This is a genomic window from Rathayibacter sp. AY1D1 (genome assembly GCF_002932635.1).
Lineage (GTDB): Bacteria > Actinomycetota > Actinomycetes > Actinomycetales > Microbacteriaceae > Rathayibacter.
Genome location: NZ_PSVY01000018.1, coordinates 20,242 through 46,380, shown reverse-complemented (window position 1 = coordinate 46,380; position 26,139 = coordinate 20,242). Strand labels below are relative to the sequence as shown.

The following is a 26,139-nucleotide window of genomic DNA, read 5'->3' as shown; positions in this document are numbered from 1 at the left end:
CTGGCCCGCAGCAGACCGGCTGACAGCGGTCAGCCCGCCGGCACCGTCCGCATCTCCTCGCCCACCGAGGTGTGCAGATCGCCGCTTCGACTGGGGCTCTGCACCATCGATGACTCTGTCCGAGTGCGAATGACGGGGGTCCGTGTCACCCTGACTGCATGGGTTAACTCCCGGCCAGCGCTGGGCTCTGCCTCTCCCCTGCGTCTCTTCTCAGCCGGTGCAGCACCGACGGGATTGGGCAGGCTCTCCTGGCTAGCGCTCCCGCGGGGCGGGTGCTTGCATGGCCCTCATGTCGACCCCGTCCACGCCTCCGCCCTCCTCGCCCCGCGCGGAACCGCACGACAGCGCGATCTCAGGTCGGCTGAACTGGTTGCGAGCGGGCGTGCTGGGCGCGAACGACGGCATCGTGTCGGTCGCCGCTCTGGTCGTGGGTGTCGCGGGCGCGACGACGGCGACGGCTCCGATCCTGACGGCCGGTGTCGCGGGTCTGGTCGGCGGCGCGGTATCGATGGCGCTCGGCGAGTACGTGTCGGTGAGCAGCCAGAGCGACAGCCAGCGCGCACTGATCGCGAAGGAGCGGGTCGAGCTGGCCGAGGATCCCGACGGGGAGCTGGAAGAACTCGCCTGGCTCTATCGAGCGCGTGGCCTGACCCCGGAGACAGCGCATCAGGTCGCCCGCGAGCTGACCGAGAACGACGCTCTGACCGCACATCTGGAAGCGGAGCTCGGATTGAACGAGGAAGCGGTCGCCAGCCCGCTCGCCGCCGCCGGCGCCTCGGCGCTGGCGTTCCTCCTGGGAGCCGTGCTGCCGCTGCTGGCGATCCTGCTCCCTCCGCCGGACTGGAGGGTTCCGGTGACCTTCGCCGTGGTGCTGATCGCCCTCGCCGCGACCGGCTACATCAGCGCGCGGGTCGGCGGCAGCCCGGCGCTGCGCCCGATGATCCGCATCGTCGTCGGCGGCGCTCTGGCCCTCGCCGCGACCTTCCTGATCGGGTCGCTGCTCGGGACTTCCGGCGCGATCTGATGTCCCGGATCCTCGTCGTCGAGGACGACCCGCAGATGGGCGCCCTCGTCGAGCGAGGACTGCGGGAGGACGGCTACGACGTGCAACTCGTCGACAACGGTGTCGATGCGCTGATCGCCTTCACGGCGGGAGATGTCGACGTCGCCGTCGTCGACGTCATGCTGCCGGGGATGACCGGGTTCGAGGTCTGCCGTCGGATGCGCGAGTCGGGCAGCACCGTCCCGGTCGTGCTGATCACGGCGCGGGACGCCGTCGAGGACCGGATCTTTGGATTGGACTCGGGCGCCGACGACTACGTCACGAAGCCGTTCCACTTCGGCGAGCTGAGCGCCCGGATCCGAGCACAGATCCGGCGCCGAGCCAGCGGCCCGCAGCCAGTGGTCCAGATCGGAGCGCTGCGCCTGGATGCCCTGTCCGTGCGCGCGACGGTCCGAGAGCGTCCCTTCGCGCTGAGTGTCAAGGAGCTCACGCTGCTGCGCTTCTTCGCCGTGCATCAGGACGAGGTACTGACCCGGACGGAGATCCTCGCCGAAGTGTGGGGGTCCACGGAGACGTTCGAGCCGACCCTCGTGGATCAGTACGTCAGCTACCTCCGCAAGAAGCTCGCCCTCGCCGACACAGGCCTCCGGATCACGACCGTCCGCGGCGCCGGATACCGGCTGGAGCGCGCCGAGTGAGGCTGCTGCGCTCCCTGTCGATCCGCTCCCGGATCACCCTCGGCAGCCTCCTCGTCGCGCTGATCGGGGTCGGCGTGATCACCCTCGTGCTGCACGGGCAGTTCCGCAGCATCGTCGTCGCGTCCGAGGTGACCCTCGCCGAGGGCGACCTCGCCCCGTATCTCGCCGATCTGGGATCGGACCCGACCGAGACCCCCGACCCTCCGGCCGAGGGGATCCTGATCTTCGCGCGCGCTCCCGGCGGGGCGGTCCCCGTCGACACGATGCCGCACGACGTCCACGAGGTTCTGGAGCGCTGCACCGGCAGCGACGGCACCTCGACGGTGATGACCGACGAGGACGTCCGGTTCACGATCGTCTCCCGGACCCTGGACACGAGTGCGGGCACGTGGGAGCTGTGGGCGGCTCGCAGCGGCGCCGGCAGCGACCTGACCGTCGCGGCCCTGGACCGGACGCTGCTCGTCAGCGCCGCGGCCCTCGTGATCCTGTCCGCCCTCGCCGCATGGCTGCTCACCGGCGCCGCCCTGCGTCCGGTCGAGCGGATGCGCCGCACCGCCGCGTCGCTCGGCGACCGGCACGGCGGCGAGCTTCCCGTAGGCCCGGCGACTGATGAGCTGTCGGATCTGGCGGAGACGTTGAACGCGTTCATCGCCCGGACGCGGGACACCGCCGATCGGGAGCGGCAGATGGTGTCCGCGGCCAGCCACGAGATCCGCACGCCGCTGGCAGTCGTCATCACCCAGCTCGAACTCGCGCACCGGCACTTCGGCGACGCGGACGCCCTCGAAGAAGAGATCCGCGCCGCCGAGGGGTCCCTCGCCCGCCTGTCCCGCCTGGCGACGAACCTCCTGGAGCTCTCCCGCCTGGACGCCGCACCGCCCGCCGCGACGCGCTCGACGGCGAGCGAGCTGGAGACCGAGCTGATGGACTCCGTCGACCGGCTGAGGACGATCACGGGCGGCGCCGGCCCCGACATCGAGCTCGACACCGCGATCGAGCGCGCCGACGCGCCCTACCCGCTCTCGGTGAGCGCGTTCTCGCGGATCCTCGACAACCTCGGCGCGAACGCGATCGCCGCGACGCCTCCTGCGGGACGCATCACCCTCCTCCTGCAGCAGCACGACTCCACCCTCGAGCTGCGCGTGGAGGACACCGGGCACGGCATTCCGGAGGAGTTCGTGCCGCACGCGTTCGAGCGCTTCTCCCGACCCGACGAGGCGCGCACCAGCCGCGACGGCGGCAGCGGGCTCGGGCTCGCCCTCGTCGCAGCTCTCGTCGACACAGCCGACGGATCGGTCACCATCGAGAACCGCCGCCCCAACGGAGTGCGGGTGACGATCGTGCTGCCCGAGCGCTGACATGTGAGACCTCGAACACGAATCGGACCCCCGCGGGGAATCGGCACGCATCCCTCATAGTCGACACCAAGACTCCCCCGCGACGGTAGGAGCGCGCCCCCGGAAACCCGAGGTCGGCGCATGCGACACCGACCGGAGGGCGCCGCCGTGAGCACCACGATCCGACCGACCAACGCACCCGCACCCCACGCGCCGACCACGCTGCGGCGGTCGCAGGCCGACCGCGAGCGATCCCTGCGTCGGCGCCTGCGTTCCGCGGACGCGCTCGTCACCGCCGGCTGGGTCTCGGTCGCCCTCGCCATCGCGCTCTACCTCGCAGCCGGCGGGCCCGCGGAGGCCACCGATATCGCCGGAGCTCTCACGGCCGCAGGGATCGTCGCCGGCCTCGTCGGCACCGACCTGATCCTGGTCATGCTCGTCCTCGCCGCCCGGATCCCCTGGATCGACCGCACCTTCGGCCAGGACACCGCGATGGCGCTGCACCGTCGCCTCGGCAAGCCCGCCCTGTACCTGATCCTCGGGCACGGTGCCCTGCTCACCGTCGGCTACGCCCTCACCGACGGGCTGACGCTGTGGAACGAGACGCTCACCCTGTACTCCGGCGCCGACATGCTCCAGGCGCTCCTCGGCAGCACCCTGCTGGTTCTCGTCGTCGTCACCTCCCTCGTCGCCGTGCGCCGCCGCTTCGCCTACGAGGCGTGGCACGCGATCCACCTCCTCAGCTAGGCGGCCGTCCTCGTCGCCGTCCCCCACCAGCTCTCCGCCGGCCAGGTCCTCGCCGGGAGCACCCCGCAGCGCGTCTACTGGCTCGCCCTCTACGTCCTGGCGTTCGGAGCGATCGCCAGGTTCCGGTTCGCGGTGCCCGTACTCGCCACCCTGCGGCACCGGATCCAGGTCGAGGCCGTCGAGACGATCGCCCCCGGCGTCTTCTCGCTCCACCTCTCCGGCCGCGACCTCTCCCGCCTCGGCGTGATCGGCGGGCAGTACGCGATCTGGCGGTTCTGGAGCCGCGGCACCTGGTGGCATGCGCACCCGATCTCCTTCTCCGCCGTCCCGACCGACACCCGCGCTCGGATCACCGTCCGCGCACTCGGAGCCGGGACCGACCGTCTCGCACGACTGCGCCCCGGGACCGCGGTCTCGATCGAGGGGCCCTACGGGATCTTCACCGACGTCGCCCGCACCGCCCCGCGGCTCGCGATCATCGCCGCCGGCATCGGCATCACCCCCGCCCGAGCGCTCCTCGAGCACGGCGGCCTCCGACCCGGCGAGGCCACCGTCCTGCTGCGCGCCACCGACGACTCCCAGACCTACCTCTGGGACGAGACTCGGACACTGGTCCGCAGCAGCCGCGGCACGCTGTTCGGGATGATCGGCCGGCGGCCCGCAGGGCTGGCGACGTGGATGTCCGCCGAGTCCGTCGCCCGAGGTGTGACGATCACCTCGGCACTGCCGGGCCTGCTCGAATCCGACCTGTTCGTCTGCGGTCCGACCGCCTGGGCCGACCTCGTCGTCCGCGACGCGCGAGCGGCAGGCCTGCCCAACCGGCAGATCCACGTGGAGAGGTTCGACTGGTGAGAACACGAGCAGCAGTCGCCAGCGTCCTCGCCTCCCTCGCCGTCCTCGTCGTCGGCTGGCAGATGGGATCCGCCGGCGCCACCGGGTCCCCGCTCGCCACCGGGACGAGCGACACCACAGCCGCGGAAGGAGCGGCTCCCGCGGTGACCACGCCGACCCCGGCCGGCGCCCCCGCCTCGACGACGCCCTCCGCCGGCGCGCCCACCGACCCGTCGGCCGGTACGAGCTCGACGGCCACTGCTAGCCCGTCCGCCTCGGCCGACGGCACGTGGACCGGCTCATCTGTTCCGACTCGCTTCGGCGCTGTGCAGGTCGCGATCACCGTCGCCGGCGGGCAGATCACCGACGTCACGGCCGTGCACCTCACGGACAAGGACGGCCGGTCCGTGTCGATCTCGCACCGGGCCGCGCCGATCCTGCGTCAAGAAGTCCTCGCCGCCCAGTCCGCGAACGTGCAGGCGGTCAGCGGAGCGACCTACACCAGCGACGGGTACCTCACCTCCCTGCAATCGGCGATCGACCAGGCCGGACTCTGACCGTGCACACGTTCACGACGATGGGCACCGTCGTCAGCCTGCGCGCCGCCGACGACACCCCGGTCGGCGACGTCGAAGCCGTCTTCGCCGACGCCGACGCCCGCTTCAGCCTGTACCGGCCGGAGTCGGAGGCGTCCCGGATCGCCCGCGGCGAGCTCGCGCTGACGGCCGCGTCCGAGCAGATGCGGACCGCCTACACCGAATCGCTGCACTGGCGAACGGCGACGGACGGCGCCTTCACCCCGCACCGGCCCGACGGGGTCATCGACCTCGCCGGAACCGTCAAAGCGACCACCATGGCGCACGCGGCCCGGCTGCTCGGCGACGGCGAATGGCTCCTCGATGTCGGGGGAGACGTCCTCACCTCGCCCGCCGACAGCTGGACGATCGGGATCGTGGATCCCGGCGACCGGCAGGCGCTGCTCTGCATCGTCCCCCTCGGCGACGGTCGCCGCGCGATCGCCACCTCCGGGACCGCCGAACGCGGAGAGCACGTCTGGCGCCGACCTGCCGAGCCCGGTGACGTCCCCTTCGTGCAGGTGTCCGTGATCGCCGAGGACATCGTCACCGCCGACGTCCTCGCGACCGCGATCCTCGCCGGCGGCGTCGGGACGCTCGACACCGTCACCGACCGCTTCGACGTCGACGTCCTCACCATCGACGCCGCCGGTGCCCTTCTCGTGACCGACCGGCTCCGCCGCCTGATCGCACCGGCGAGCCGGCACCCGTCCTGACTCCGCTCGGTCGGCTCCTCGCATATCGGCGGTGAAGCGGGGAGTCGGCTCGGAGGACGGGCGAGTGATCGTTCGAGGGCTCACACGAACACGTCCAACGGCAGAGCGCGCAGGGCGGGGCGCGTTAGCGTCACGAGGACAGCCCCCCTCTCGACCGAAGGCGCCCCCGATGAACGACTGGCAGATCAACGGCCTCCCCCTCCACCCGCTCCTCGTGCACGCCGTCGTGGTTCTGCTCCCCCTCGCCGCACTGATGCTCATCCTCGGCAGCCTCTGGCCGGCCGCCCGCCGCAAGTTCGGGATCCTCACCCCGATCATCGCCCTCGCCGCGCTGATCGCCGTCCCGCTCACCACGCAGGCCGGTGAAGCGCTCGAACGACAGACGGAGCCGTCCGCGATCCTCGAGAAGCACACCGAGCTCGGCGACCACCTGCTCCCCTGGGCTGCCGGCCTGTTCCTCGTCGCCCTGGTCCAGTGGCTCTGGTTCCGCCGCACGCGACGAACCGAGGACCGAGCCGCCACCACCCGCCGCCCCCTCGTCGGAATCGTGCTCGCCGTCGCAGCGATCGCCATCTCCGTCGGAGCGACCATCGACGTCATCCGCATCGGCGACTCCGGCGCACAAGCAGTCTGGTCCGACTCCACCTCGAGCACCAGCACCGATCAGGCACCCGCGCCCGATAGCGACGACGACTGACCCACCCGATCTCGGGCACTGCCCTCTCCGGCTGACACCGCCCCCTCTTCGCAGGAGGATGGTGTGAGTTCCTCAGCACTCGACGCCATCTGCGAGGTCCTCGGCTGCCAGGTGGGCGACATCCTGACTCACGTGCCGGACGACGTCGGGAGCAGTACGGATCGGCTCGGTGACCGAGCGGCCCGCTGACACGTCGCACCTCGGTGGTCGACTGGTCACCGCGGGCGTCGTCCAGCTGGTGGCCGTCGTCGCGCTCAATGTGCTGGGGCCGATCGTGCCCGTCTGAAGGATCTCCGGCCCGAGCGCTCAGGGTCCACTGCGGTCCCCGATCTGTCGCCTCTGCTCGGCTGGGCGATTGCCGCGGCGGTGTTCCTCGTCTGGGCCTGGTCGACGGCGTGGCCGGCCGGCCCGGAACGCACCCGCGACCTCGCCCGCCACGAGGACCGGTCCCGGAAGCTGGTCGACTCGCTCATCATCGCCGCCACCTTCTTCAGCCTCGTCCTCGTGGTCGTCGCACTCCTCCGCAGCCAGCAGAAGGACCCCGTCGGATCCGCGGCCGCGATCCTCGCGGTCGTCGGGGTCGTCGCGGCCTGGGCGCTCGTCAACACCGTCTACGCCTTCAAATACGCACGCATGTACTACCTCGACGACCGCCACCGCTTCGACTTCGACCAGGACGAGGACCCGTCCTACAGCGACTTCGCCTACACCGCGTTCTCGATCGGGATGGCCTACAGCGCGAGCAGCATCACCCAGTCCTCCACCCCCTCACGCCGGAACGCCCTGGCCCACGCCCTGCTGTCCTACTTCTTCGGCACCTTCGTCGTCGCCGTCGCCATCAACCTGATCACCGGCCTCACCCAGGGAGGGTGAGGAGCGCCGCACATCCTCAGGCAGGCATGTCGGAGTTCGATACTGATGTCATGGCATCACCGCTCGTCTCCGACGTCGCTCACTCCGGTCTCACCGTGGCCGACCTCGACGACGCGCTGGTGCTGTGGTGCTCCGGTCTCGGGTTCGTGCTCGAGCGCACCTTCATGCTCGACGTGGACGTCACGGCGGCGACCACCGGCGTCCGTGGAGCCGTGATCCGCGCAGCGACGGTGACACTCGGCCCCCACCGGGTGGAGCTGCTGCAGTACGACCCGCCCCGACAGCTCGAGTCCGCCGGCTCGCCCGCGCAGGTCGGCACGGTGCACATCGCTCTCACGGTCTCGGACCTCGATCGTGTCCTCGAACTCTGCGCTGGACACGGCTGGAGACCGGTCGGGACACCTCACCGGATGACCGCTGGCGCCCGAGCCGGCACGCGCATCATCTACCTCGAAGGTGCCCTCGGCGGATTCCTCGAACTGATCGCGCCCCCGCAGCTCCCGTAGGCCGCGTCGGCCGATCGCGTCGAGGGCCCGATCTCTCAGCCCGCCAACCTCGCCATCCACTCCTCCACCGCGTCGGGCGTGCGCGGCATCGCCGCCGAGAGCAGGATCGACGACGTCTCCGTGACTACGAGGTCGTCCTCGATCCGGATGCCCAGCCCCCGCAGCTCGGCGGGGACCGTCAGGTCGCCCGGCTGGAAGTAGAGGCCCGGTTCCACGGTGAGCGTGTGGCCGGCCGCGAGCACTCCGCCGAGGTACGTCTCGTGCGGAGCGTGGTTGCAGTCGTGCACGTCCATCCCGAGCATGTGCCCGGCGCGGGAGATGCTCCACCGGCGGTGGTACGACGCGGACGGGGCCACGGCCTCGTCGACGGAGCAGCGGATCAGGCCGAGGTCGATCAGCCCCTCGGTGAGGGCTCGCCCGCACGCGTCCTGGTAGTCCTGGAAGCGCACTCCCGCGCGCAGGGAGTCGATGCCGGCCTGCTGCGCGCGCAGCACGATCGAGTACACGTCCCGCTGCAGCGGGGTGAACTCCCCGCTGACCGGGAAGGTGCGGGTGATGTCGGCGGCGTAGAGCGAGGGCAGCTCGACGCCCATGTCCATCAGGACGAGGTCGCCGTCGGCGAGGGGCCCGGTGTTCCGCGTGTAGTGCAGGGTCGTGGCGTGCGCTCCCGAGGCGACGACCGATCCGTAGGCCGGCCCCTGGCCCTCGACCAGGGCGCGGCGGGCGAAGGTGCCCTCGAGGTAGCGCTCGCCGCGGGGCATCGCGCGGGCGACCGGCCACGCCTCGAGGCAGTCGTCGAATCCCCGCGCCGTGCCGTCGACGGCGAGCTGCAGCCGTCCGATCTCCCAGTCGTTCTTGATCAGGCGCAGCTCGTCGAGCGTCGACTTGAGCACGAGGTGCGGTCCGAGCTCCGGCCCGCAGATGCTCCGCACCAGCTCGTCGACGCTCTCGTCGAGGGTGGGCAGGACCCGGATGCGCCGGGCCCGCCGCGCAGCCCGCTCCACGTCGCGGGTGAAGTCGGCCAGCGGCCGGGTCTCGATGCCCAGTGCCGCCTGCGTCTCGGCGAGCGACGGCCGCGGACCGACCCAGAGGTCGCCGAGCGCGTCGTTCTGCCAGAACTCGTCGCCGTCGCGGCCGGAGGGAGCACGCAGGTACAGGATCGAGCCGGCCTCCCCTCCCGTCGTGTCGACGACGAGCACGCTCTCGGCGACTCCGTTGCCCGTCAGCCACACGTGGTCGGTGCCCGGGCGGAAGCGGTGGTCGCTGTCGTTCGAGCGCACCCGCGGCAGGCCGGCGGGGATGATCAGCAGCTCGGCGGGCAGCGCCTGCGCCAGTCGCGACCGGCGCTCCGCGGTGTAGGCGAGCACCGGCTCGTCGGGGTCGATCACCGGCCCCGGATCGGCCCAGCCGGCGGTCATGAACGCGCCGTCCCCGGGGAGCGGGCTGCGGTTCACGGCCCTCGGCATGCTCCAGAGAGCGGACTCCTCGGCCCGGGCCTCCTCCACCGCGCTCACGCGCCCGTCCGCTCCAGCGCGTCGGGCAGCTCCTCGAGCCAGGCCGCCCGGTCGGCTTCGAGGGGAGCCAGCGGCAGCCGCCCCAGGCCGTCCGGCAGCGGGATCGCCGCGAGCAGCGCTCGCGTGTACGGGTGCAGCGGGCTCTGCCACACCGTCTCGGTGTCCCCCGACTCCACGACCCGGCCGCGGTACATCACGAGCACCCGGTCGGCGATGCGCCGGACCACCGAGAGGTCGTGCGAGATGAACAGCATGCCCGCGCCGGCCTCGACGCTGAGCGAGCGCATCAGCGCGGCGACGCTCGTCTGAGTCGAGGCGTCGAGGGCCGAGATCGGCTCGTCGGCCACGAGCATCCGCGGCCGCGCCGCGAGGGCCCGCGCGATGGCGATGCGCTGCTTCTGGCCGCCGGAGAACTCGTGCGGGAACCGGCTCGCCATCGCCGGGTCGAGCCCGACGCGGCGCAGCCAGTCGGCCGGGTCCGAGCCCTCGGCTCCCCGGGCGAGAGCCGCCCGGACGCCGTCGCCGATCTGCTCGCCGATGCGGCGACGGGGGTTGAGCGAGGAGTTCGGATCCTGGAAGACCATCTGCACGCCGGTCATCGCCGGACTGCGCCGACGGAGTCCGAGCGCGGGCACGTCGACGCCGTTCAGGCGCACGTCGCCACCGCGGCGCTTCTCGATGCCGACGACGGCGCGCGCGAGGCTCGATTTGCCGCAGCCGCTCTCGCCGACCAGCGCCACGACCTCGCCGGCCGCCACCCGGAAGCCGACCCCGTCGACGGCACGCAGCGGCGGTCTCCGCCCGTACTCGACGACGATGCCGTCGGCCTCGAGAACCACTCCCGCGCTCATCGCGCACCGCTCTCGACGTCGCCTGCCGCGGCCGCGCCCGGATCGTCCGCGGCGGCGGCCCTCTCGTGCCCCTCGACGAGCTCGGCGACCAGCTCCTCCGGGCTCTCCTCGAAGCTCGAGCCGGGCAGAGCCGCGAGCAGCGCCCGCGTGTACTCGTCCTCGGGTGCGGTGAACAGCCGCTCGCGCGGAGCCGACTCCACGACGAGCCCCTGGCGCATCACCGTCACCTCGTCGGCCACGGCGCTCATCACGCCGAGGTCATGGGTGACGAGCAGGATGCTCAGCCCGCCGTCGTCGACCAGCTCCCGCAGCAGCTGCAGCACTCCGGCCTGCACGGTCACGTCGAGCGCGGTCGTCGGCTCGTCGGCCAGCAGCACGGAGGGCTCGCACGCGAGCGCCACCGCGATCGCGATGCGCTGCCGCTGACCACCGGAGAACTGGTGGGGGTAGCGCCCGAGGGAGGCCCGGGCGTCCGGCACCCGCACCCGCTCGAGCAGGGCCTCGGCCCTGGACCACGCGGCCTCCTTGCCGAGACCGAGGTGGTGGCGCAGGTGGTCGGTGAGCTGGCGTCCCACGGTGAGCTGCGGGTGCAGGCTCGTCGACGGGTCCTGGAAGACCATGGCGACCCGGCGTCCGCGCACCGCGCCGAGCACCTGCCGGGACGCGCCGACGAGCTCCGTCGTGCCGTCGCCGGTGTCGTCGGCGAGGCGGATGCTCCCGCTGGCCGTCATCGCTCCGGGCAGCAGTCCGAGCACCGCCAGGGCGGTCATGGTCTTGCCCGAGCCCGACTCGCCGGCGAGACCGTGGATGCCGCCGCGGCGCAGCGCCAGATCGATGCCGTCCACGATGGCGTGGCTGCGGGTGCGGATGCGCAGCCCGCTGATGGTCAGTGCGTCGCTCACAGCGTGGCGCCTCCTCCGCGGATCGTCTGCGACCGCGGGTCCAGGGCGTCGCGCAGGGCGTCGCCGACGAAGTTGAACGCGATGACGACGGTGAGGATGGCCAGGCCCGGGAAGACCCCGATCCACCACGCGTCGAAGTTCTGGATGGCGTCCGACACCATCGAGCCCCACTCCGCGGTCGGCGGCTTCGCACCGAGCCCGAGGAACGACAGGCCCGACAACAGGAGGATGGCCGTGCCGATGTCGAGGCTCGCCAGGACGAGCACCGGGCCGACGATGTTGGGCGCGATGTCGCGGACGAGGGAGCGCAGCGGCGAGAAGCCGAGCAGCTGGCCGGACACGACGTAGTTCGACGAGCGGAGGCCGAGGACGAGACCGCGGGTCAGCCGGGCGTAGGACGGCCACGACACGATCAGCGCCGCGAGCACCGCGTTCAGGAGCGACGCTCCGAGCGCGGCCGCGATCACCATCGCCAGGATGACCGTGGGGAACGCCATCACGAGGTCGGTGATGCGCATCGCGACCTCGTCGACCGCACGGCCGAGGAATCCGGCGACGGATCCGACGATCGCGCCGATCAGCACCGACATCACGACGAGCAGCAGGGCGAGCGGGATCGTGACCCGGGCACCCCAGATCACCCGCGAGAACACGTCCCGGCCGAGCGCATCGGTCCCCATCAGCGTGCCCTCGCCGGGCGCCTGGAGGAGGGGCAGGTCCTGCGCGAGCGGATCGTGCGGGGCGATGACGGGGGCGAGCACGGCGATGAGGATCCAGAGCACGCCGACGGCGGCGCCGAGGAGTCCGAGCGGCGCCGACCAGCGGCCCAGGCGCAGGCGGGGGCGGCGCAGGCGGAGGCCGGGGGCGGCGACCGGGTCGAGCACTCCGGCACCGACGCCGTCGCGCGGACCGGCCGGAGCGCCGTCGCGCGGGTCGGACCGGGTGGTTCGCGGATCCGTCACGAGGCCAGCCTCACTCTCGGGTCGAGCACGCCGTACAGCAGGTCGACGATCAGGTTCACGAGCAGGTACATCACGCCGATGAGCAGGCCGACGCCCATGATGCCGCGCAGGTCGAGGTGCGACGCGGCCTGGTAGGCGTAGGAGCCGATCCCGGGCCAGCCGAAGACCGCCTCGACGAGCACGGTGCCGCTGAGCAGGCTGCCGAAGGCGAGGCCCACGACGGTGAGGATCGGGATGCTCGCCCCGCGCAGCACGTAGGAGAAGGTGACCGCGCGGTTCGGCAGCCCCTTCGCGCGGGCGGCCCGCACGTAGTCCTGGTCGAGGATCTCGAGCACCGCGGTGCGCACGAACCGGGTCAGCAGGCCCACCGTGTAGAGCGTCAGGACGAGGACGGGGAGGAAGAGGTGCGACGCCGCGTCGAGGAAGGTGTCGAGCTGGCCGGCGAGCAGGGCGTCGACCGTGTAGAGGCCCGTCACCGTCGGCGGCGTGGTGAAGTCGCTGCTCAGCCGGCCGGATCCCGGCGCGATCCGGAGCTGGAAGTAGAGGACGTAGTAGAGGACCAGCGCGAGCCAGAAGGTCGGCACGCTGAGGCCGGCCAGCGACACGACGCGCAGAACGTGGTCGGAGGCCCTGCCGCGCCGGTAGGCGGCGACGGTGCCGAACAGCACGCCGACGATCACGCTGAGCACGATGGCGCCGAAGGCGATCTCGAGGGTGGCCGGCAGCGCCTTCGCCAGGTCGGCGACCACCGGGTTGTGCGTGGTGGTGGAGACGCCGAGGTCGCCGTGCAGCAGGTTGCCGAGATAGGTGAAGTACTGCACGACGAGCGGCTGGTCGAGACCGTACTGGGCGCGGAACTGCGCGACGATCTCCGGATCCTCCGCAGCGCGCTGGCCGAGAGCGGCCGCCACGGGGTCGCCCGGCACGAGGTTGGTCAGGATGAAGGTGACGAGGGTCACGCCCACCACCAGCAGCAGCGAGGTGAGCACGCGGCGGAGCGCGTAGCGGAGGAACGGGTGGGCCGCCCGGCCCCCGCGCTGACGCGGGGTCCGGACGGCCGTCGTGGTGGTGGACACGGGCTACTGCGCGGTGAGGGCCGCGATGTCGATGGTCCACACCGCGTTGTAGACGACACCCGAGACGTCCTTCGCCGCGGCGATGTTGTTGCCGGGCTGGAGCAGCGGGATGAAGGGGCCGTCGGCGTTCAGCGCGGTCTGCAGCTCCTCGAAGCGCGACTGGCGCTCGTCGTCGCTGCCGCCGGTGGCCGCGGCGTCGGCCAGCGCCGAGATCGCGGGGGCCGCACCGTCGGTCCAGCCGGAGCGGAGGCCCACGACGTCGCCCGGGGTGAAGACGAGGTAGTCGCTCGGGTCCGGGTAGTCCGGGCCCCAGTACCAGAGGCCCATGGTCTCGGTGCCGTTGCGGTAGGCGTCGAGCTCGGTGGCGACGGGGGCCGGGGCGAGCTCGACGGTGATGCCGGCGTCCTTCAGCTGCGACTGGATGCGCTGCGCGATGGTCGGGAAGTCGATGCCGTTCAGGCTGATGTCGCTCGGGAAGTTGAGCGTCACGGACTCGCCGGCGTAGCCGCTCTTCGCGAGGTCCGCCTTCGCGGCGTCGAGGTCCTGGGTGAGCGCGCCGCTCTCGGGCAGGGCGCCGAGCAGCATGCTCGGGATGACGCCGGACGCCTGGGCGGTGCCGTTGCCGGCGATCGAGACGAGGTCGTCGTAGTCGACGGCCTCCTTCACGGCCTTCACGAAGTCGGGGTTCGACGTGATCGCCGAGACGCTCGGGTTCTGGTTGAGCAGCAGGAAGATCACGTTCGCCGACGGGTCGCTGGTCACCGCGACCGAGTCGCCGAGCGCCTCCGCCTGAGTGCCCGAGAGGTCCAGCGCCACATCGGCGCTGCCGCCCTCGACGTTGATCTTCTGGGTCGCACCCTCGACGTTCTGGATGACCACGCGGCCGTAGCCCGGGGCGTCGCCGTCGTAGTTCTCGTTCGCGGTCAGCACGACCTGCGAGGCGAGGTCGAGCGTGTCGAGCACGTACGGGCCGGAGCCGGCGGAGGTGGTGTTGAGGAACGTCTCGGCGGTGTCGGTCTCGTCGGTGGTGCCGCCGTTCTCCTTCACGACCTTCGAGTTCAGGATGCCGAGCGCCGGGTTCGCCAGGATCGCCGGCAGGGCGGGCGTGGGGTTCTCGGTGGTCAGCACCACCGTCGTGTCGTCCTTCTTCGTGACGGTGACGCCGTCGAGGAGGAACGAGGGGTTGCCCTTGAGGCCGATCACGCGCTGCAGCGAGAACACCACGTCGTCGGCGGTCATCGCGGTGCCGTCCGAGAAGGTGTGCTCGCCGTTCAGGGTGAGGGTGAAGGTCTTCGCGTCGTCGGACTGCTCGAGGCTCGCGAGGCCGTCGACGACCTGCGAGACGTCGCCGCCCTCGAAGGTGAGGAGGGTCTCGTAGAGCGCCTTGTCGACCATCTGGCCGGTCGGCTCGTACATGCGGCCCGGGTCGGCGGTCTTGAGGTCGAACGCCTTGTTGATGGTGAGCGTCGCGCTGCTGCCGTCGGCGGTGTCGACGCGGCCCGAGGAGCAGCCCGCCACCAGAAGGGCGAGGGAGACCGCCGCAGCGGCGATCACCACTCGCGTCGGGGCGGAGCGCGGGGTGCGGGTGGAGCGGACAACCATGGAGGCCTCCTGGCGAGGGTTCGGCTGGACGTGTTGCGAAACGATGGCACATCGCGACGCACTCCGTTTCCAGAGGGCCGCTATCGTGGACGAACTGCCGCCCGCAGCGACGAAGGAGTGGATTATGTCGATCACCGATCCGGCCGCCGGTGCGGTCGCTGGACAAAGCGCGGGCGGGCTCGACGACCTCAATCTGCGCATCCTCGCCGTCCTGCGCGAGAACGGGCGCATCTCGATGTCCGCCCTGGCCGAGCGGGTGAACGTCTCGCGGGCGAGCGTCTACAACCGGGTCGAGCAGCTGACCGCATCCGGCGTCATCACCGGATTCTCGGCCCTGGTCGATCCGGGAAAGGTGGGGCTCGACGTCTGCGCCCTGGTGTTCGTGACGGTGCATCCGCAGTCGTGGCACCGGTTCCGCGAGGGCATCCTCCAGATGCCCGACGTGGAGTACTGCTGCATCACGACCGGCGAGCACGACGCGATGCTCCTGGTCCGCTCGCTCGACATCGGCGGCGTGCACGACTTCGTCACCGGCGTGGTCGCGGCCCGGCCCGAGGTGAAGTCGGTGGTCTCGGTCGTCGTGCTCGACGAGGTGGTGCGCAAGGCCTACCTGCTGCCCTCCGACATCCCCGACCGCTCCGGATCGACGAACCGGCTCGGCATGACGCGGTTCACCACCGCGGGGAACGGCCGCGACGCGGCGCGTTGAGCGTCAGACCTCGACGCAGATGCTGACGTGGTCGTCGCCGTCGATCTCGAACTCCTCGACGAGCCGCAGCAGGCCCTCCCCGTCGAGCTCGACGCGGCTGCCGCCGGTGCCGCTGACCACGGTCCCGCCGTCGATCAGCTGGTGCACGAACGAGACCTGCAGGGCGTCGCCGGTGCGCGTGCCCACGAACCGGCCGAAGGTCACGGTGTCGCCGACGTAGTCGCCCCAGACCACTCCGTCGCGCTCGGAGTAGTGGAACCGCGACGGCGACTCCGGGTCGACCGCACTGTTGGTCGAGGAGGTCATCACGAACTCGCGGCCGTCGAGACTGGGGGCGGTGGTGGCGTCGTTCACGTCATGGAGTATGCCGGAGAGGTCGAGGTGTCCTGGCCGCACGCCGGTTTCGTCTCGTTCTTCGGGTCCGCGACCCCCGGGGCTGGACGAAAGCGCCGTCTGCGGGTCTCTCGACGGTCCATTCGTCTGCGATCCTCCGCCGCCCGTCCCGATCGACCGAGCGACTCCGGGATCGGACGGGCGATCTCCGCGGACAGGCGGCGGCGAGGCGTCCGGACTTCCCTTGCCGCCTCGATACTCCATCGACTCGTCCGTGATCGGAAACTTTCCCGTACTCTCAGGACTCGTACGGGGAATGAACCGGGGGCTCATTCGCATCCGGTTCGAATTCGACATCTTGGGGGCGCAATGGATCCGCAGCAATCGGTGAACAGTGATCGCGCAGTGTGCGCCCACGCGAGGAGCGGCGGATGACCGGGTCGAGTGCGACCGGCGCCGTGGTGAAGCGCCCCGAGTCGCGGGAGTGGATCGACTTCGCCAAGGGCGTCGCGATCAGCCTCGTCGTGCTCTACCACTCGTCGTTGTTCCTCGGATTCTTCGACCTCGCGGGGTACGTCCCGAAGCTCCGGACCGTGCTCCTCTACTTCCCCATGCCCGTGTTCTTCTTCATCGCGGGCCTCACGGCCGCCCGGATGCTGACGTGGACGTTCGCCGAACTGTGGCGCCGCCGAGTGCTCGCGCTGGTGTACCTCTACCTGCTGTGGTCGTTCATCCGGGTCGTCTTCTACCTCATCGTCCCGTTCTCACGGTCGGAGGCGACCTCGCCGACGGACCCGCTCAACGTGCTGGTGCTCCCCATCCTGCCGTCGAGCAGCTACTGGTTCATCTGGGCTCTCGCGATCTTCAGCATCCTCGCCTGGCTGATCCGCAAGGTGCCCCGATGGATCCAGCTCTCGGTGGCCGGGCTGCTGGCCGTCGCGGCGACGACCACCGGCCTGCTCGACACCGACAACATCGGCTGGGACCGGGTGCTCCAGAACTTCATCTTCTTCCTCGTGGCGATGTTCATCCCCCGCACGTTCTACCGCTTCGCCGCTCGCGTGAAGCTCTGGCAGGCGCTCGCGCTCGCGGTGGCCTACCTCGGCATCATCGCGGTGATCGTCGCCTTCGACGCCAACCGCATTCCGGGTGTCATCCTGATCGCCAGTTCGGTCGCGATCATCGCGGGCATCGCCGGCTCCCAGTACCTCGTCAAGGTCCGCGCACTGAAGATCTTCGTCACCATGGGGCAGCAGAGCTTCCAGATCTATCTCCTGCACCTCTTCGTGATCGCGGTCGTCGTCGCATTCGTCCCCCTGCTCGGCGAGACGAATGTCCCGCCCCTTCCGGCGACGGTCTTCCCGGTCGCCCTGACGGTGTTCTCCCTCTGGGCGTCGCTGTTCATCTTCCAGTCGCTGCGGCGCTTCTCCTGGCTGTGGGTGAGCCCGTTCAGCACCGGCAAGTCCCAGAAGAAGCGCCTCGCCGCCAGGAATGCGAGATCAGCCGAGGTCCAGCCCACCGCGGTCGAGTCCGCAGCTCCTGTCGCCCCGGCCGATGAGCCCGCTGACGCGGGGACTGCGGGCAGACCGGAGAAGGACTGACCGGCGAGCACCTCCCGGGCGACTCCCCGGGCGGCCCTTCTGCAGGCCCGAGTCGTCTCGGGCGCTGGTGAGTCCGCCTCAGACCGGGCCGGCCCGCGCTGCTCGGTCTCGGGCGAGCCGAGGGAGCAGTCGGACGAGGACGACCATGCCGACGAGTTCCACGAGAGTCTGCGTGACGACGACGACGGGCGCGAGCGACAGCGGTGCCGGGAGCGCGAGTGCGAGGGGCAGCACGACGAGCGAGTTGCGGGTCGCGCCGCTGTACACGAGGGCGCGCGTCGCGGGCACGTCGAGCCGGAAGACGCGTCCAGCACCCAGCCCCAGAGCGGTCATGACCACGAGGAATCCCGCGTAGAGCGGGACGAGGACGAGAAGCCGGCCGGCCGAGGCGCCCACGGCGCCGGCCTGGGAGGCGACGACGGTGAAGAGCGTGGCCGTCATGAGCGGCACCATGAGCCCGAGCATCGTGAACTCGACGATTCGGCCGGCTCTGTGTCGGCGCGCCAGGGCCTGCACCAGCCCGGCCGCAGACAACGGCACCACGATCAGCAGCAGGAACGCCCGCGCGAACGGACCGGCGTCGACCACCGCCACCCCCGCAGGACCGATGAAGAGCAGCAGATACACGGGGAGGAGGAGGATCTGCGCGAGCATCAGCAGCGGTGCGGCGGCGAGCAGCCGGTCGGACGCCCCTCCGGCGAGCCCGGCGAACACGATCACGTAGTCGATGCACGGCGTCAGGAGCACCAGGAGGACCCCGAACAGCAGCACCGGAGTGTCGGCGACGAATCGGGACAGCCCGTAGGCGACGAGCGGCACGACGACGAAGTTCAGCACCCCGACCGCGGCGAGGAAGCGGCCGTCGCGCAGAGACCGTCCGATCGCGGCGAACGGGACCCCGAGGAACGTGGCGAACAGCAGCAGCGCGAGCACCGGTTCGATCGCGACCTCGAGGTGGTGCGCGGCGGGCAGCAGCAGTCCGAGAGCGGCGCCGGCGGCGATCGCGGCGAGGTAGAGCGGGATCTGGCGGTGCTCGAGCCAGGCGACGAGCGCTCTCACGACAGCTGGCCGGCGAGAAGGAGGGGCACGGGTGCAACGGTAGAGGTCCGAACCGCTTGAGGGTCGCTGCTCTGCCGCTCGTCGCGGCGGAGGGGCTTCTCCCTCGACCCCGCCCCGGTGAACGGTCCGGGCCGAGACCTTGGACGATGCGGCCCAGCCGGGATCCGCTCCCGCACGGTCCTCCCCGTGAGACGCGCCCAGGACGAGACGCCGTCGACAGCTCTTTCCTGCGTCACTCGACGGTCCTCATAAGCTTTCGCAACTTCTGGTGCAGAGGTGTCGGAAAGATACGAACGCATCATGTCGCATCAGGCGCGAAAGGCTCGAAGAGCTCAGAGGTATTGAGGCCTCGGCCAGTTAATGCTTTAATCCACATCGAACCGGTTCGATGATCTATGCAGCACTGTGCGGACAGGTTCGACCAATCGCTCGATCAATGGAGATACAGCAGATGAACAGATCCATCGCTCTACGCGAGACGCCTCCCACGGATGCCGACCGGCGACAGCGCCGTCGGATCCGCGGGCGTCGTGTCCTCGCAGCAGTCGTCTCAGCCGCGGTCGTCGCAGCGGGGAGCGTCCTCGCCGTGGGCGCTCCCGCGGAAGCGGCACCCGGAGCCGCAGCCACGCTCGTCGTAGAAGCCGACCAGCCCTTCCGTCCCGTCACTCACATGGCCAGCGGGTCCCTGTACGGACTGGCGAGCGCCGGCGTCCCGTCCCTCGACAAGATCCTCCCCATCAAGCCGCACACCTTCGTGCAGAAGCCCGAGGGGGGCACCCAGCAGCCGACCGGTGACGCTCTGTCGGTCGCCGACACCGCGAAGGCGGCCGGTGCGGGCGTCGTCGTCCGCCTGGTGGACTACCTGCCCGGCTGGCCCTATCGATACGACAAGGCCTCCTGGCTCCCGGCCGTCGAGAAGATGGTCCAGGACACCCAGGCGTCCGGCAAGACGAATATCGTCGCCTATGCCATCTGGAACGAGCCCGATATCACCTGGCAGGCGTCGAACGGCTCCTTCTTCGATCTCTGGACCGAGACCTACCGTCTGATCCGCACCCTCGACCCCGAGATGCCGATCCAGGGCCCCGCCTACTCCGACAACATCACGAACATGCGCGCGTTCTACGAGCACGCGAAGGCGACCGACACCCTCCCGGACGTCCTCGAGTGGCACGAGCTGATCCGCTCCTCGAAGATCAAGGGCGACGTCGAGAAGGTCCGGGCCATCCTCGACGACCTCGACCTCCCCGAGCCGCCCATCGACATCACCGAGTACGCGGCACCCGCCGAGGTCGGCCTGTCCGGCCCGCTGGTCGGCTACATCGCGAAGCTCGAGCGCTACGGGATCACCCGCGCCGAGCTCCCGTTCTGGAACCAGTCGGGCGCCCTGGGCGACCTCCTCACCGGACGGAACGGCGACCCCAACGGCGCGTACTGGCTCTACACCTGGTACGCCCAGATGAGCGGCCAGATGGTGACCACCACGCCGCCGTCGAACGAGAGCCCGCTCGACGGCGCCGCCTCCGTCAGCGACGAGGGCGACGAAGTGCGCGTCATCGCCGGCGGCAACACCGGAGCCACGTCCATCAAGGTCAACGGGCTCGACGAGCTGTCGCTCGGCTCGAAGGTCGACGTCCAGGTGGACTTCACCGCCTCCTACGGCCGCACGGTGAAGACCGACGGCCCGGTCACCATCTCGAACACGACCTACGAGGTCGCCAGCGACGGATCGATCACGGTGCCCATCGTGATGAACCCGACCTACGGCTACCAGGTGATCGTCACCCCGGAGAAGAGCCCGACCAGCCTGGCGGGCGACTACACCGTGGGCAACGCGAACTCCGGTCTGCAGCTCGCCACGCAGGGCGGCGCGACCGCGAACGGGACGCCGGTCGTCCAGGCCGACTCCGCGACCTCGACCGGACAAGCGTGGAGGATCACGGCAGCGGGCCAGGGCCTCTACCGCGTCATCCACACGCCCAGCGGACGCGCCCTGACCATCGCCGGCGCCGCGACGTCCAACGGAGCAGCCGCGGTGATCGCCGACGCGAACGGCGGAGACGAGCAGCTCTGGCAGCTCATCCCCGACGGGAAGGGGAAGGTCCGCCTCGCGAACTACGCGACGGGCAAGACGCTCGGGGTCCTCAACCTGAGCAAGGACGCGGGCGCTGCGGTCATCCAGTGGTCCGACGGCGCACCGACCTCCAACTGCCAGGTCAGCGGAGCCCGCCAGCCGGGCAGGTTCGGCACGGCACTGGACTTCTGCAAGACGGCGTCGTACGGGTCGCTCCCCAGCGGAATCGTCAGCGGACTCACCGGCGACTGGTCGGTCTCGACCTGGATCAAGCCGGCGTCGCTGACGAACTACTCCCGCGTCTTCGACTTCGGCACGGGCCAGAACGTCAACATGTTCCTCACCCTCAACGCCGGGGGCGCCGGACCGCGGTTCGCCATCACGAACACCGGCGCCGGGGGCGAGCAGCGACTGACCTACGGCGGTCAGAACTTCCCGCTCAACCAGTGGTCGAACGTGGTCGTCACCGTCTCGGGCACGCAGGGCACGATGTACCTCAACGGCACGGTCGTCGCCACGAACCCGAACATGACGGTGAAGCCGTCGGCTCTCGGGAACACCAACCGGAACTACCTGGGCAAGTCGCAGTACGGGGACCCGGCCTACGACGGCGCGATCGACGACTTCGCCGTCTACGACCGGGCGCTGTCCGCGGCCGACGTGGCCGCTCTGGCCGGCGGCCGGGCGGCGGCGGGCACCGTCGCGCAGTACGCGTTCGACGAGGCGTCCGGAGCCGCGCTCCAGGACTCCTCGGGGAACAACCGGAACGGGACCATCGTGCTCGGAACCGACGGAGCCACCACCAGCACCGCGACCGACGCCCAGACCGCCGACCGGTTCTGGACGCTCACGCCGGTCGCCGTCGCCGACACGACCAAGCCGGCGGTCACGCTGGGGTCGCCCACCACGGCGGGCCCCTTCTCCGCACTGGCCGTCCAGGTCGACGCGACGGACGACCGCGGACTGAAGCGCATCGTGGCCAACATCTACAAGGACGGCAAGCTCGTCACGAGCACGCAGTCCCCGGTCGCCGGTGGAGCGAGGACCGGATCGCACTCGGCCACGGTGCAGCTGCCCGACGGGAACTACACCGTCAAGTACAACGCGGAGGATCTCGCGGGCAACATCGCGCCCACGAAGACCTTCGCGGTGACGCTGGACAGCACGGCGCCGACGGCCACGGTCAAGACCGAGCCCTCCTTCACCACCGGTGAGAAGGGCGTCTACGACCAGGTGAGCTTCAAGCTGTACGACGCGGGCAGGATCGACAGGGCGGTCATCAACGGTCGCGTGAAGGATCTCACCGACAACGCGTGGTCCGACGTGAACTTCATCAAGCCGGGCGTCTTCGGCGCGGTCAAGGGTGCCAACACCATGGTCGTCCACGACGTCGCCGGGAACACCACCACCGTCCAGTTCACCCTGAACTGACCCGGACCTCGAGGCGCCCCGTATCCGTACGGGGCGCCTCGAGCGTGTGCGGGGCATGCCACGGCAGGCTGGGCGCAGCTGGGGCGCCCCCCACCCGGACCGGCAGCGACCCCTGGATGCAGGAGCATGAGGTGCGACCGCCGCGTGCTCTCCTGCACCTGAGCGGAGAGCCGGCAGCAGTCCGACCGGTCCTCGCCGTCCGACAGCCTCCGAGGAGAACGACAGTGGCCACCATCGCAGACGTCGCCCGCGAAGCGGGCGTCTCCCGCAGCACCGCGTCCTACGCGTTCTCGGGCAACCGCCCGATCTCGGCCGAAGTGCGCCGACGAGTGCTCGCTGCGGCTCGTCGCCTGGAGTTCACGCCCAACGCGGGCGCGCGATCGCTGGCGACCTCGCAGACCCGGGTCATCGGCCTGCTGGCGCAGTTCCTCGAGGACGAGTTCGCCCCCGCGATGCTGCAGTACACCCTCGGCGTCTCGAACATGGCCCGCGAGCTCGGATACGACATCCTGCTGGTCACCGACGCCGACGGCACGAGCGCCCTGCGACGCATCAGCGACTCCCGCATGGTCGACGGGATCGTCCTGCTCAACGTCGCCGTGGACGATCCGCGGCTGGACATCCTGCGCAACGCCCGGCAGCCGGGCGCCCTCGTCGGCCTGCCGAGGGACTGCTCCGGCGTCGACGTCTTCGACCTCGACTTCGAGGAGACCGGTCGCGCGATGATCGAGCACTTCCACGCCCTCGGGCATCGGGAGCTCGTGCTCGTGTCCCCGCCCCAGCACGTCGTCGATCGCGGCGGCGCCTACGTCTGGCGCCTGCAGGACGCCGCTCTCGAGGCCGCCGACGCCCACGGCATCCGACTGCACACGTCGTTCGCGCCCTCCACCCAGCCGGACGTCGGCCGGGCGCTCGGAGATCTGCTCGACGCGCACCCGCGGGCGACGGGCCTGCTCGTCAACAACGAGGCGGCCGCAGCGGCACTTCCGAGCGTTCTGGGAGCGCGGAGCACGAGGAGCCCGGAGGACGTCTCGGTGCTCGGCCGGTTCTCGGAGGAGTTCGCGCGCACCTTCTCGCTCCCCTACTCCTTCGTGGAGAGCGCACCCGACCGGCTCGGGAGCATGGCGGTGCGTCAGCTCGTCCGCCGGATCGAAGGCGCGACCGACACCGAGGAGGCGTACGTCGTGCGCCTCCTCGGCCCTGAGATCGTCGAACGCGGCAGTACGGCGCCTCCGCGTCCGACTCCCGCGGCCTGAGCGGACGACCTCGCCCGGGAGGGCCCTCCATCCACCCGGGACCACGACCACGAGGGCACGACGGTCGCCTTCGCCGCCGCTGCTGCCGTGACGACAGCCGCCGGAATCACCCGCCGCCAGAAGTCGCCGAATGATCGGCTGTCGGCACGGTCGTCCGGTTCGTAGTGTCGGACGTATGGATCCGCGACCGCTTCCCGCCGTCGGCGCCCCGGCCACCCGTGCGCTCGAGGACGCGGGCGTGCACGATGTGGACGACGTGAGGCGGGTGGGCCTCGACCGTCTCGCAACCCTCCACGGAGTCGGGCCGAAGGCGCTCCGGCTCCTCCAGCAGGCCCTCGACGCGGACGATCCCGCTCCGTAGCGATCCCTTCCCTGCACGGTCACCTCGACCCAGAATGGTCGGAGGCTCGGCGTGCCGGTTCCCGGGGGCGATCCGACCGCGGAGGCGGCCGCCGGGGGAACGGTGGTCGGATGAACCAGGAGGCGCGATGAAGATCATGCTCGTGATGCGGTCGGACGGCAGCTACGCCGGGGGCGATGCGCCCGAGGACTACGCGGCCTGGGCGGACTACGACGCGTCGCTGAAGGCGGACGGCGTCCTCGTCGACTCCGGACGCTTCGCCGACGCCTCCGGGGACGTCTCCGTCGAGACGGATCTGACCGCGGCGCGAAGAGAAGGCGGCACTCCGGCCCCGTCCCGAGCGGAGGAGCGGTCAGCCCTCGTCGGCTACTACCTGCTCGACTGCCCGACCCGGGACGACGCCGTGCGGTACGCCCGACGCGCCCCCCTCTACGGCTCGGTCGAGGTGCACGAGCAGGCGCAGTACTGAGCCGCGGTCGCCGGTCGGGCGGCTGTCCCCGTCACCGCCGAGCGGGACCGACCGCTTCACCCGAGGGATGCGAATCGGGCGTCCGGGATCGGGGCGGCGGGAGGGAAGTGGTGTACCGTCATCGCCTGACCGATTCTCATCGGAGTGGTCGACCCGTCTCACCGGCGGTGTCGATCCGGGGCTGAAAACCTCCGGCGTCCTCGAAGCCCGGAGGTCCTCCCATGTCAGTGTCCTCACGAAGCACCACCGTCGACGGTGACGCGTCCCCCTTCGTCGTCGTGGTCAGCGCAGAAGCGCAGCCGAGCGGCGCGGCGTCGGAACGGTCCGATCCGGCCACCTCGCCGGCAGCGCTCGCACGTCCGAGGACGGGGTACGGCGGAGCGATCCGGCTGGCGCAGGGCCGCGTGCTCGGCCCGCCCTCCTCCCCCGGCACCGATCTCCTCTTAGGTCGGCTCTTCTGGCGCAGCCGCCACGACGCCGAGGATTTCGCGGCGGAACTGAGCCGCACTGAATCGTCGTGGCGCGTGGACGAGGGGATCTACCGGTTCACCACCTCGGCGACGGCGAGCCCGGACGACGCGACTCCCGTCGATCCGGTGCGCGCTGCCCCGACGGCGGCCCACGAGATCATCCGACTGGCGCCCGTCGCGGGCAAGCAGGCATGGATGGCCGAGTACAACGAGAGCGAGACGCGCGGTCACATCAGAACGCTCGAGGGCTTCGTCTCGACGAGCTTCTTCCGCGACCTCCGGAGCGATCGGATCATCGAGTACGTGCAGTGGCGCTCGGCCGACGACCTGACAGCGGCGTTCGGGGACGAGCGCTTCGCCGAGCACTTGAGCGTGAACAGCCATTACTCCGACGGCGAGGCCTTCCTCTTCGGAGAACGGTCGACCGATGCGGCACCCGCCGATGAACCGCCCGACGGCTCGTCCACCCCCTCCGGGACCGACGGTCCTGCCGCCGCTCAGCGCCCCGAGGCCCGACCGTGACTCGACTCGAGACCGTTCACGAGATCCTCGGGCCCTGGTCGTTGGCCACCACCCAGCGGTTCTGGAAGGGCTTCACCCCGAACCGGCTCGCGTCGCAGCCGCAGGCCGCGGGCATCCGCTCCGCCCTCCTCTGCGATGCCGACTGGCAGCGAGTGGACGTCGCGGTCACCCAGGACGGGCCGTCCGCCCGCATCGTGGCCGAGGGCCCGGGCGACCTGGACGCCGCGACCGAGCAGGTTCGTCGGCTGCTGTCCATCGACATCGACGGGCGCAGCTGGCCCGACGTCGCGGCGCGCGACGAGGTCATCGCGGACGCGCAGGCTCGGCTCCCCGGGTTCCGGCCGTGCGGCTTCTTCTCGCCCTACGAGGCGGCGGTCTGGACGGTCCTGTCGCGTCGGCTGCAGATCCGGCAGGCGGCGGCGGTCAGGACGCGTCTCGCGCAGCAGCTCGGTGATGACGGAGCCTTCCCGTCCCCGGCCGTCCTGCGTGCGGCGTCCCTCGACCTGCCCGACCGCAAGGCGGAGTACCTGCAGGCGATCGCCGAGGCCGCCCTCGACGGACAGCTCTCCGGCTCCCACCTGCGCTCGCTCCAGCCGGCCGAGGCCTTCGTCCAGGTGCAGAGCATCCTGGGGATGGGGCCGTTCTCGGCCGAGCTCGTCGTGATCCGCGGCGCGAACTTCCCCGACGTCCTGCCGCGCAACGAGGGCAGGCTGAGCGACGAAGTCGCGAAGCGCTACGGCGACGACCGGTCGATCGACGAGATCTCCGAGACGTGGACGCCGTTCCGCTCCTGGGCGGCGGTGCACCTGCGCGCGCTCGCGGAGTAGACGGGCGACTCCCAGGGGCGGCCCACCGTCAGGACGGCTCCTCCCGCAGGCGCCCCGCGGCGGCCGCTGCCGCGGAGATCTCTCCGCAGTGAGTCCGGCGACGGACGCCACCCCGAAGGCCCGGGCGGATGATGGTC

The 26,139-nt window shown here is 70.9% G+C and carries 27 protein-coding genes; 19 read left to right on the top strand and 8 right to left on the bottom strand.

Annotated features, from left to right (window positions below; translation table 11 throughout):
• Positions 1-289: 289 nt before the first annotated feature.
• From C5C56_RS11890 to C5C56_RS11845, 11 genes are all read left to right on the top strand, one after another.
• On the top strand, positions 290-1,024 hold the full coding sequence (locus C5C56_RS11890) for a VIT family protein (protein ID WP_104319669.1): 735 nt from the start codon (positions 290-292) through the stop codon (positions 1,022-1,024).
• Positions 1,024-1,701: a response regulator transcription factor gene (locus tag C5C56_RS11885; RefSeq protein WP_104319658.1), complete on the top strand. Its 678-nt coding sequence runs from the start codon at positions 1,024-1,026 to the stop codon at positions 1,699-1,701. The genes C5C56_RS11890 and C5C56_RS11885 overlap by 1 nt, the downstream gene beginning before the upstream one ends.
• Complete coding sequence (locus C5C56_RS11880) at positions 1,698-3,059, top strand: HAMP domain-containing sensor histidine kinase (protein ID WP_104319657.1); 1,362 nt, start codon at positions 1,698-1,700, stop codon at positions 3,057-3,059. The genes C5C56_RS11885 and C5C56_RS11880 overlap by 4 nt, the downstream gene beginning before the upstream one ends.
• A gap of 147 nt (positions 3,060-3,206) precedes the next feature.
• A complete protein-coding gene (locus C5C56_RS18175) occupies positions 3,207-3,785 on the top strand; it encodes a ferric reductase-like transmembrane domain-containing protein (RefSeq protein ID WP_219813892.1) in 579 nt (192 codons plus the stop codon).
• 132 nt (positions 3,786-3,917) lie between these two features.
• Positions 3,918-4,637, top strand: coding sequence for a hypothetical protein (locus tag C5C56_RS18170; protein ID WP_219813891.1), 720 nt, complete (start codon positions 3,918-3,920; stop codon positions 4,635-4,637).
• Entirely contained in the window at positions 4,634-5,173 is a 540-nt protein-coding gene (locus tag C5C56_RS11870) for an FMN-binding protein (protein WP_258065667.1), read from the top strand. The genes C5C56_RS18170 and C5C56_RS11870 overlap by 4 nt, the downstream gene beginning before the upstream one ends.
• Positions 5,174-5,175: 2 nt before the next feature.
• Positions 5,176-5,907, top strand: coding sequence for an FAD:protein FMN transferase (locus tag C5C56_RS11865; RefSeq protein ID WP_258065666.1), 732 nt, complete (start codon positions 5,176-5,178; stop codon positions 5,905-5,907).
• A gap of 169 nt (positions 5,908-6,076) precedes the next feature.
• The gene (locus tag C5C56_RS11860; protein WP_104226519.1) at positions 6,077-6,604 is read left to right on the top strand and encodes a DUF2231 domain-containing protein; all 528 of its coding nucleotides are present in this window, start codon (positions 6,077-6,079) and stop codon (positions 6,602-6,604) included.
• A gap of 63 nt (positions 6,605-6,667) precedes the next feature.
• Positions 6,668-6,793: a helix-turn-helix transcriptional regulator gene (locus tag C5C56_RS18495; RefSeq protein WP_181127398.1), complete on the top strand. Its 126-nt coding sequence runs from the start codon at positions 6,668-6,670 to the stop codon at positions 6,791-6,793.
• A gap of 93 nt (positions 6,794-6,886) precedes the next feature.
• Positions 6,887-7,477 (top strand): DUF1345 domain-containing protein, encoded by a 591-nt coding sequence (locus C5C56_RS11850; RefSeq protein WP_104273005.1) that lies wholly within the window; start codon positions 6,887-6,889, stop codon positions 7,475-7,477.
• Positions 7,478-7,527: 50 nt separating this feature from the next.
• Positions 7,528-7,983 (top strand): VOC family protein, encoded by a 456-nt coding sequence (locus tag C5C56_RS11845; protein ID WP_181133889.1) that lies wholly within the window; start codon positions 7,528-7,530, stop codon positions 7,981-7,983.
• Between the two features lie 35 nt (positions 7,984-8,018).
• On the opposite strand, the gene C5C56_RS11840 is transcribed toward C5C56_RS11845, so the two are convergent.
• Genes C5C56_RS11840 through C5C56_RS11815 form a run of 6 tightly spaced genes read right to left on the bottom strand, consistent with a single transcriptional unit; the run spans position 8,019 to position 14,890 of the window.
• Complete coding sequence (locus C5C56_RS11840; protein WP_219813890.1) at positions 8,019-9,497, bottom strand: aminopeptidase P family protein; 1,479 nt, start codon at positions 9,495-9,497, stop codon at positions 8,019-8,021.
• Positions 9,494-10,348 (bottom strand): ATP-binding cassette domain-containing protein, encoded by an 855-nt coding sequence (locus C5C56_RS11835; protein WP_104319656.1) that lies wholly within the window; start codon positions 10,346-10,348, stop codon positions 9,494-9,496. Before C5C56_RS11835 ends, C5C56_RS11840 begins: the two co-directional genes overlap by 4 nt.
• Entirely contained in the window at positions 10,345-11,250 is a 906-nt protein-coding gene (locus C5C56_RS11830) for an ABC transporter ATP-binding protein (protein WP_104319655.1), read from the bottom strand. Before C5C56_RS11830 ends, C5C56_RS11835 begins: the two co-directional genes overlap by 4 nt.
• On the bottom strand, positions 11,247-12,212 hold the full coding sequence (locus C5C56_RS11825) for an ABC transporter permease (protein WP_258063303.1): 966 nt from the start codon (positions 12,210-12,212) through the stop codon (positions 11,247-11,249). Before C5C56_RS11825 ends, C5C56_RS11830 begins: the two co-directional genes overlap by 4 nt.
• Positions 12,209-13,288 carry an ABC transporter permease gene (locus tag C5C56_RS11820; RefSeq protein WP_104226525.1) on the bottom strand — a complete coding sequence of 360 codons (1,080 nt, stop codon included), beginning with the start codon at positions 13,286-13,288 and terminating at the stop codon, positions 12,209-12,211. Before C5C56_RS11820 ends, C5C56_RS11825 begins: the two co-directional genes overlap by 4 nt.
• 3 nt (positions 13,289-13,291) lie before the next feature.
• A complete protein-coding gene (locus C5C56_RS11815) occupies positions 13,292-14,890 on the bottom strand; it encodes an ABC transporter substrate-binding protein (RefSeq protein ID WP_104223258.1) in 1,599 nt (532 codons plus the stop codon).
• A gap of 124 nt (positions 14,891-15,014) precedes the next feature.
• Here C5C56_RS11815 and C5C56_RS11810 point away from each other — a divergent pair, with 124 nt between their 5' ends.
• Positions 15,015-15,599, top strand: a complete 585-nt coding sequence (locus C5C56_RS11810) for an Lrp/AsnC family transcriptional regulator (protein ID WP_104223259.1) — start codon at positions 15,015-15,017, stop codon at positions 15,597-15,599.
• Positions 15,600-15,602: 3 nt separating this feature from the next.
• Here C5C56_RS11810 and C5C56_RS11805 read toward each other — a convergent pair whose 3' ends face one another.
• Positions 15,603-15,953 carry a hypothetical protein gene (locus C5C56_RS11805; protein ID WP_258060307.1) on the bottom strand — a complete coding sequence of 117 codons (351 nt, stop codon included), beginning with the start codon at positions 15,951-15,953 and terminating at the stop codon, positions 15,603-15,605.
• A gap of 410 nt (positions 15,954-16,363) precedes the next feature.
• Between C5C56_RS11805 and C5C56_RS11800 the strand changes: the two genes are divergently transcribed.
• Complete coding sequence (locus C5C56_RS11800; protein ID WP_104260246.1) at positions 16,364-17,533, top strand: acyltransferase; 1,170 nt, start codon at positions 16,364-16,366, stop codon at positions 17,531-17,533.
• Positions 17,534-17,611: 78 nt separating this feature from the next.
• On the opposite strand, the gene C5C56_RS11795 is transcribed toward C5C56_RS11800, so the two are convergent.
• Entirely contained in the window at positions 17,612-18,592 is a 981-nt protein-coding gene (locus tag C5C56_RS11795; RefSeq protein ID WP_104288398.1) for an arsenic resistance protein, read from the bottom strand.
• Positions 18,593-19,262: 670 nt separating this feature from the next.
• On the opposite strand from C5C56_RS11795, the gene C5C56_RS11790 reads away from it, so the two are divergent.
• From C5C56_RS11790 to C5C56_RS11760, 6 genes are all read left to right on the top strand, one after another.
• Positions 19,263-22,097 (top strand): LamG-like jellyroll fold domain-containing protein, encoded by a 2,835-nt coding sequence (locus tag C5C56_RS11790; protein WP_219812193.1) that lies wholly within the window; start codon positions 19,263-19,265, stop codon positions 22,095-22,097.
• 224 nt (positions 22,098-22,321) lie between these two features.
• Complete coding sequence (locus C5C56_RS11785; protein WP_104260243.1) at positions 22,322-23,353, top strand: LacI family DNA-binding transcriptional regulator; 1,032 nt, start codon at positions 22,322-22,324, stop codon at positions 23,351-23,353.
• 175 nt (positions 23,354-23,528) lie between these two features.
• Complete coding sequence (locus C5C56_RS11780; RefSeq protein ID WP_104223264.1) at positions 23,529-23,714, top strand: DNA-binding protein; 186 nt, start codon at positions 23,529-23,531, stop codon at positions 23,712-23,714.
• A 127-nt stretch (positions 23,715-23,841) separates the two neighbouring features.
• The gene (locus tag C5C56_RS11775) at positions 23,842-24,183 is read left to right on the top strand and encodes a YciI family protein (protein WP_181069173.1); all 342 of its coding nucleotides are present in this window, start codon (positions 23,842-23,844) and stop codon (positions 24,181-24,183) included.
• A gap of 227 nt (positions 24,184-24,410) precedes the next feature.
• Positions 24,411-25,175 (top strand): hypothetical protein, encoded by a 765-nt coding sequence (locus C5C56_RS17910; protein ID WP_181137593.1) that lies wholly within the window; start codon positions 24,411-24,413, stop codon positions 25,173-25,175.
• The gene (locus tag C5C56_RS11760) at positions 25,172-26,002 is read left to right on the top strand and encodes a DNA-3-methyladenine glycosylase (protein WP_104268968.1); all 831 of its coding nucleotides are present in this window, start codon (positions 25,172-25,174) and stop codon (positions 26,000-26,002) included. The genes C5C56_RS17910 and C5C56_RS11760 overlap by 4 nt, the downstream gene beginning before the upstream one ends.
• Positions 26,003-26,139 lie beyond the last annotated feature (137 nt).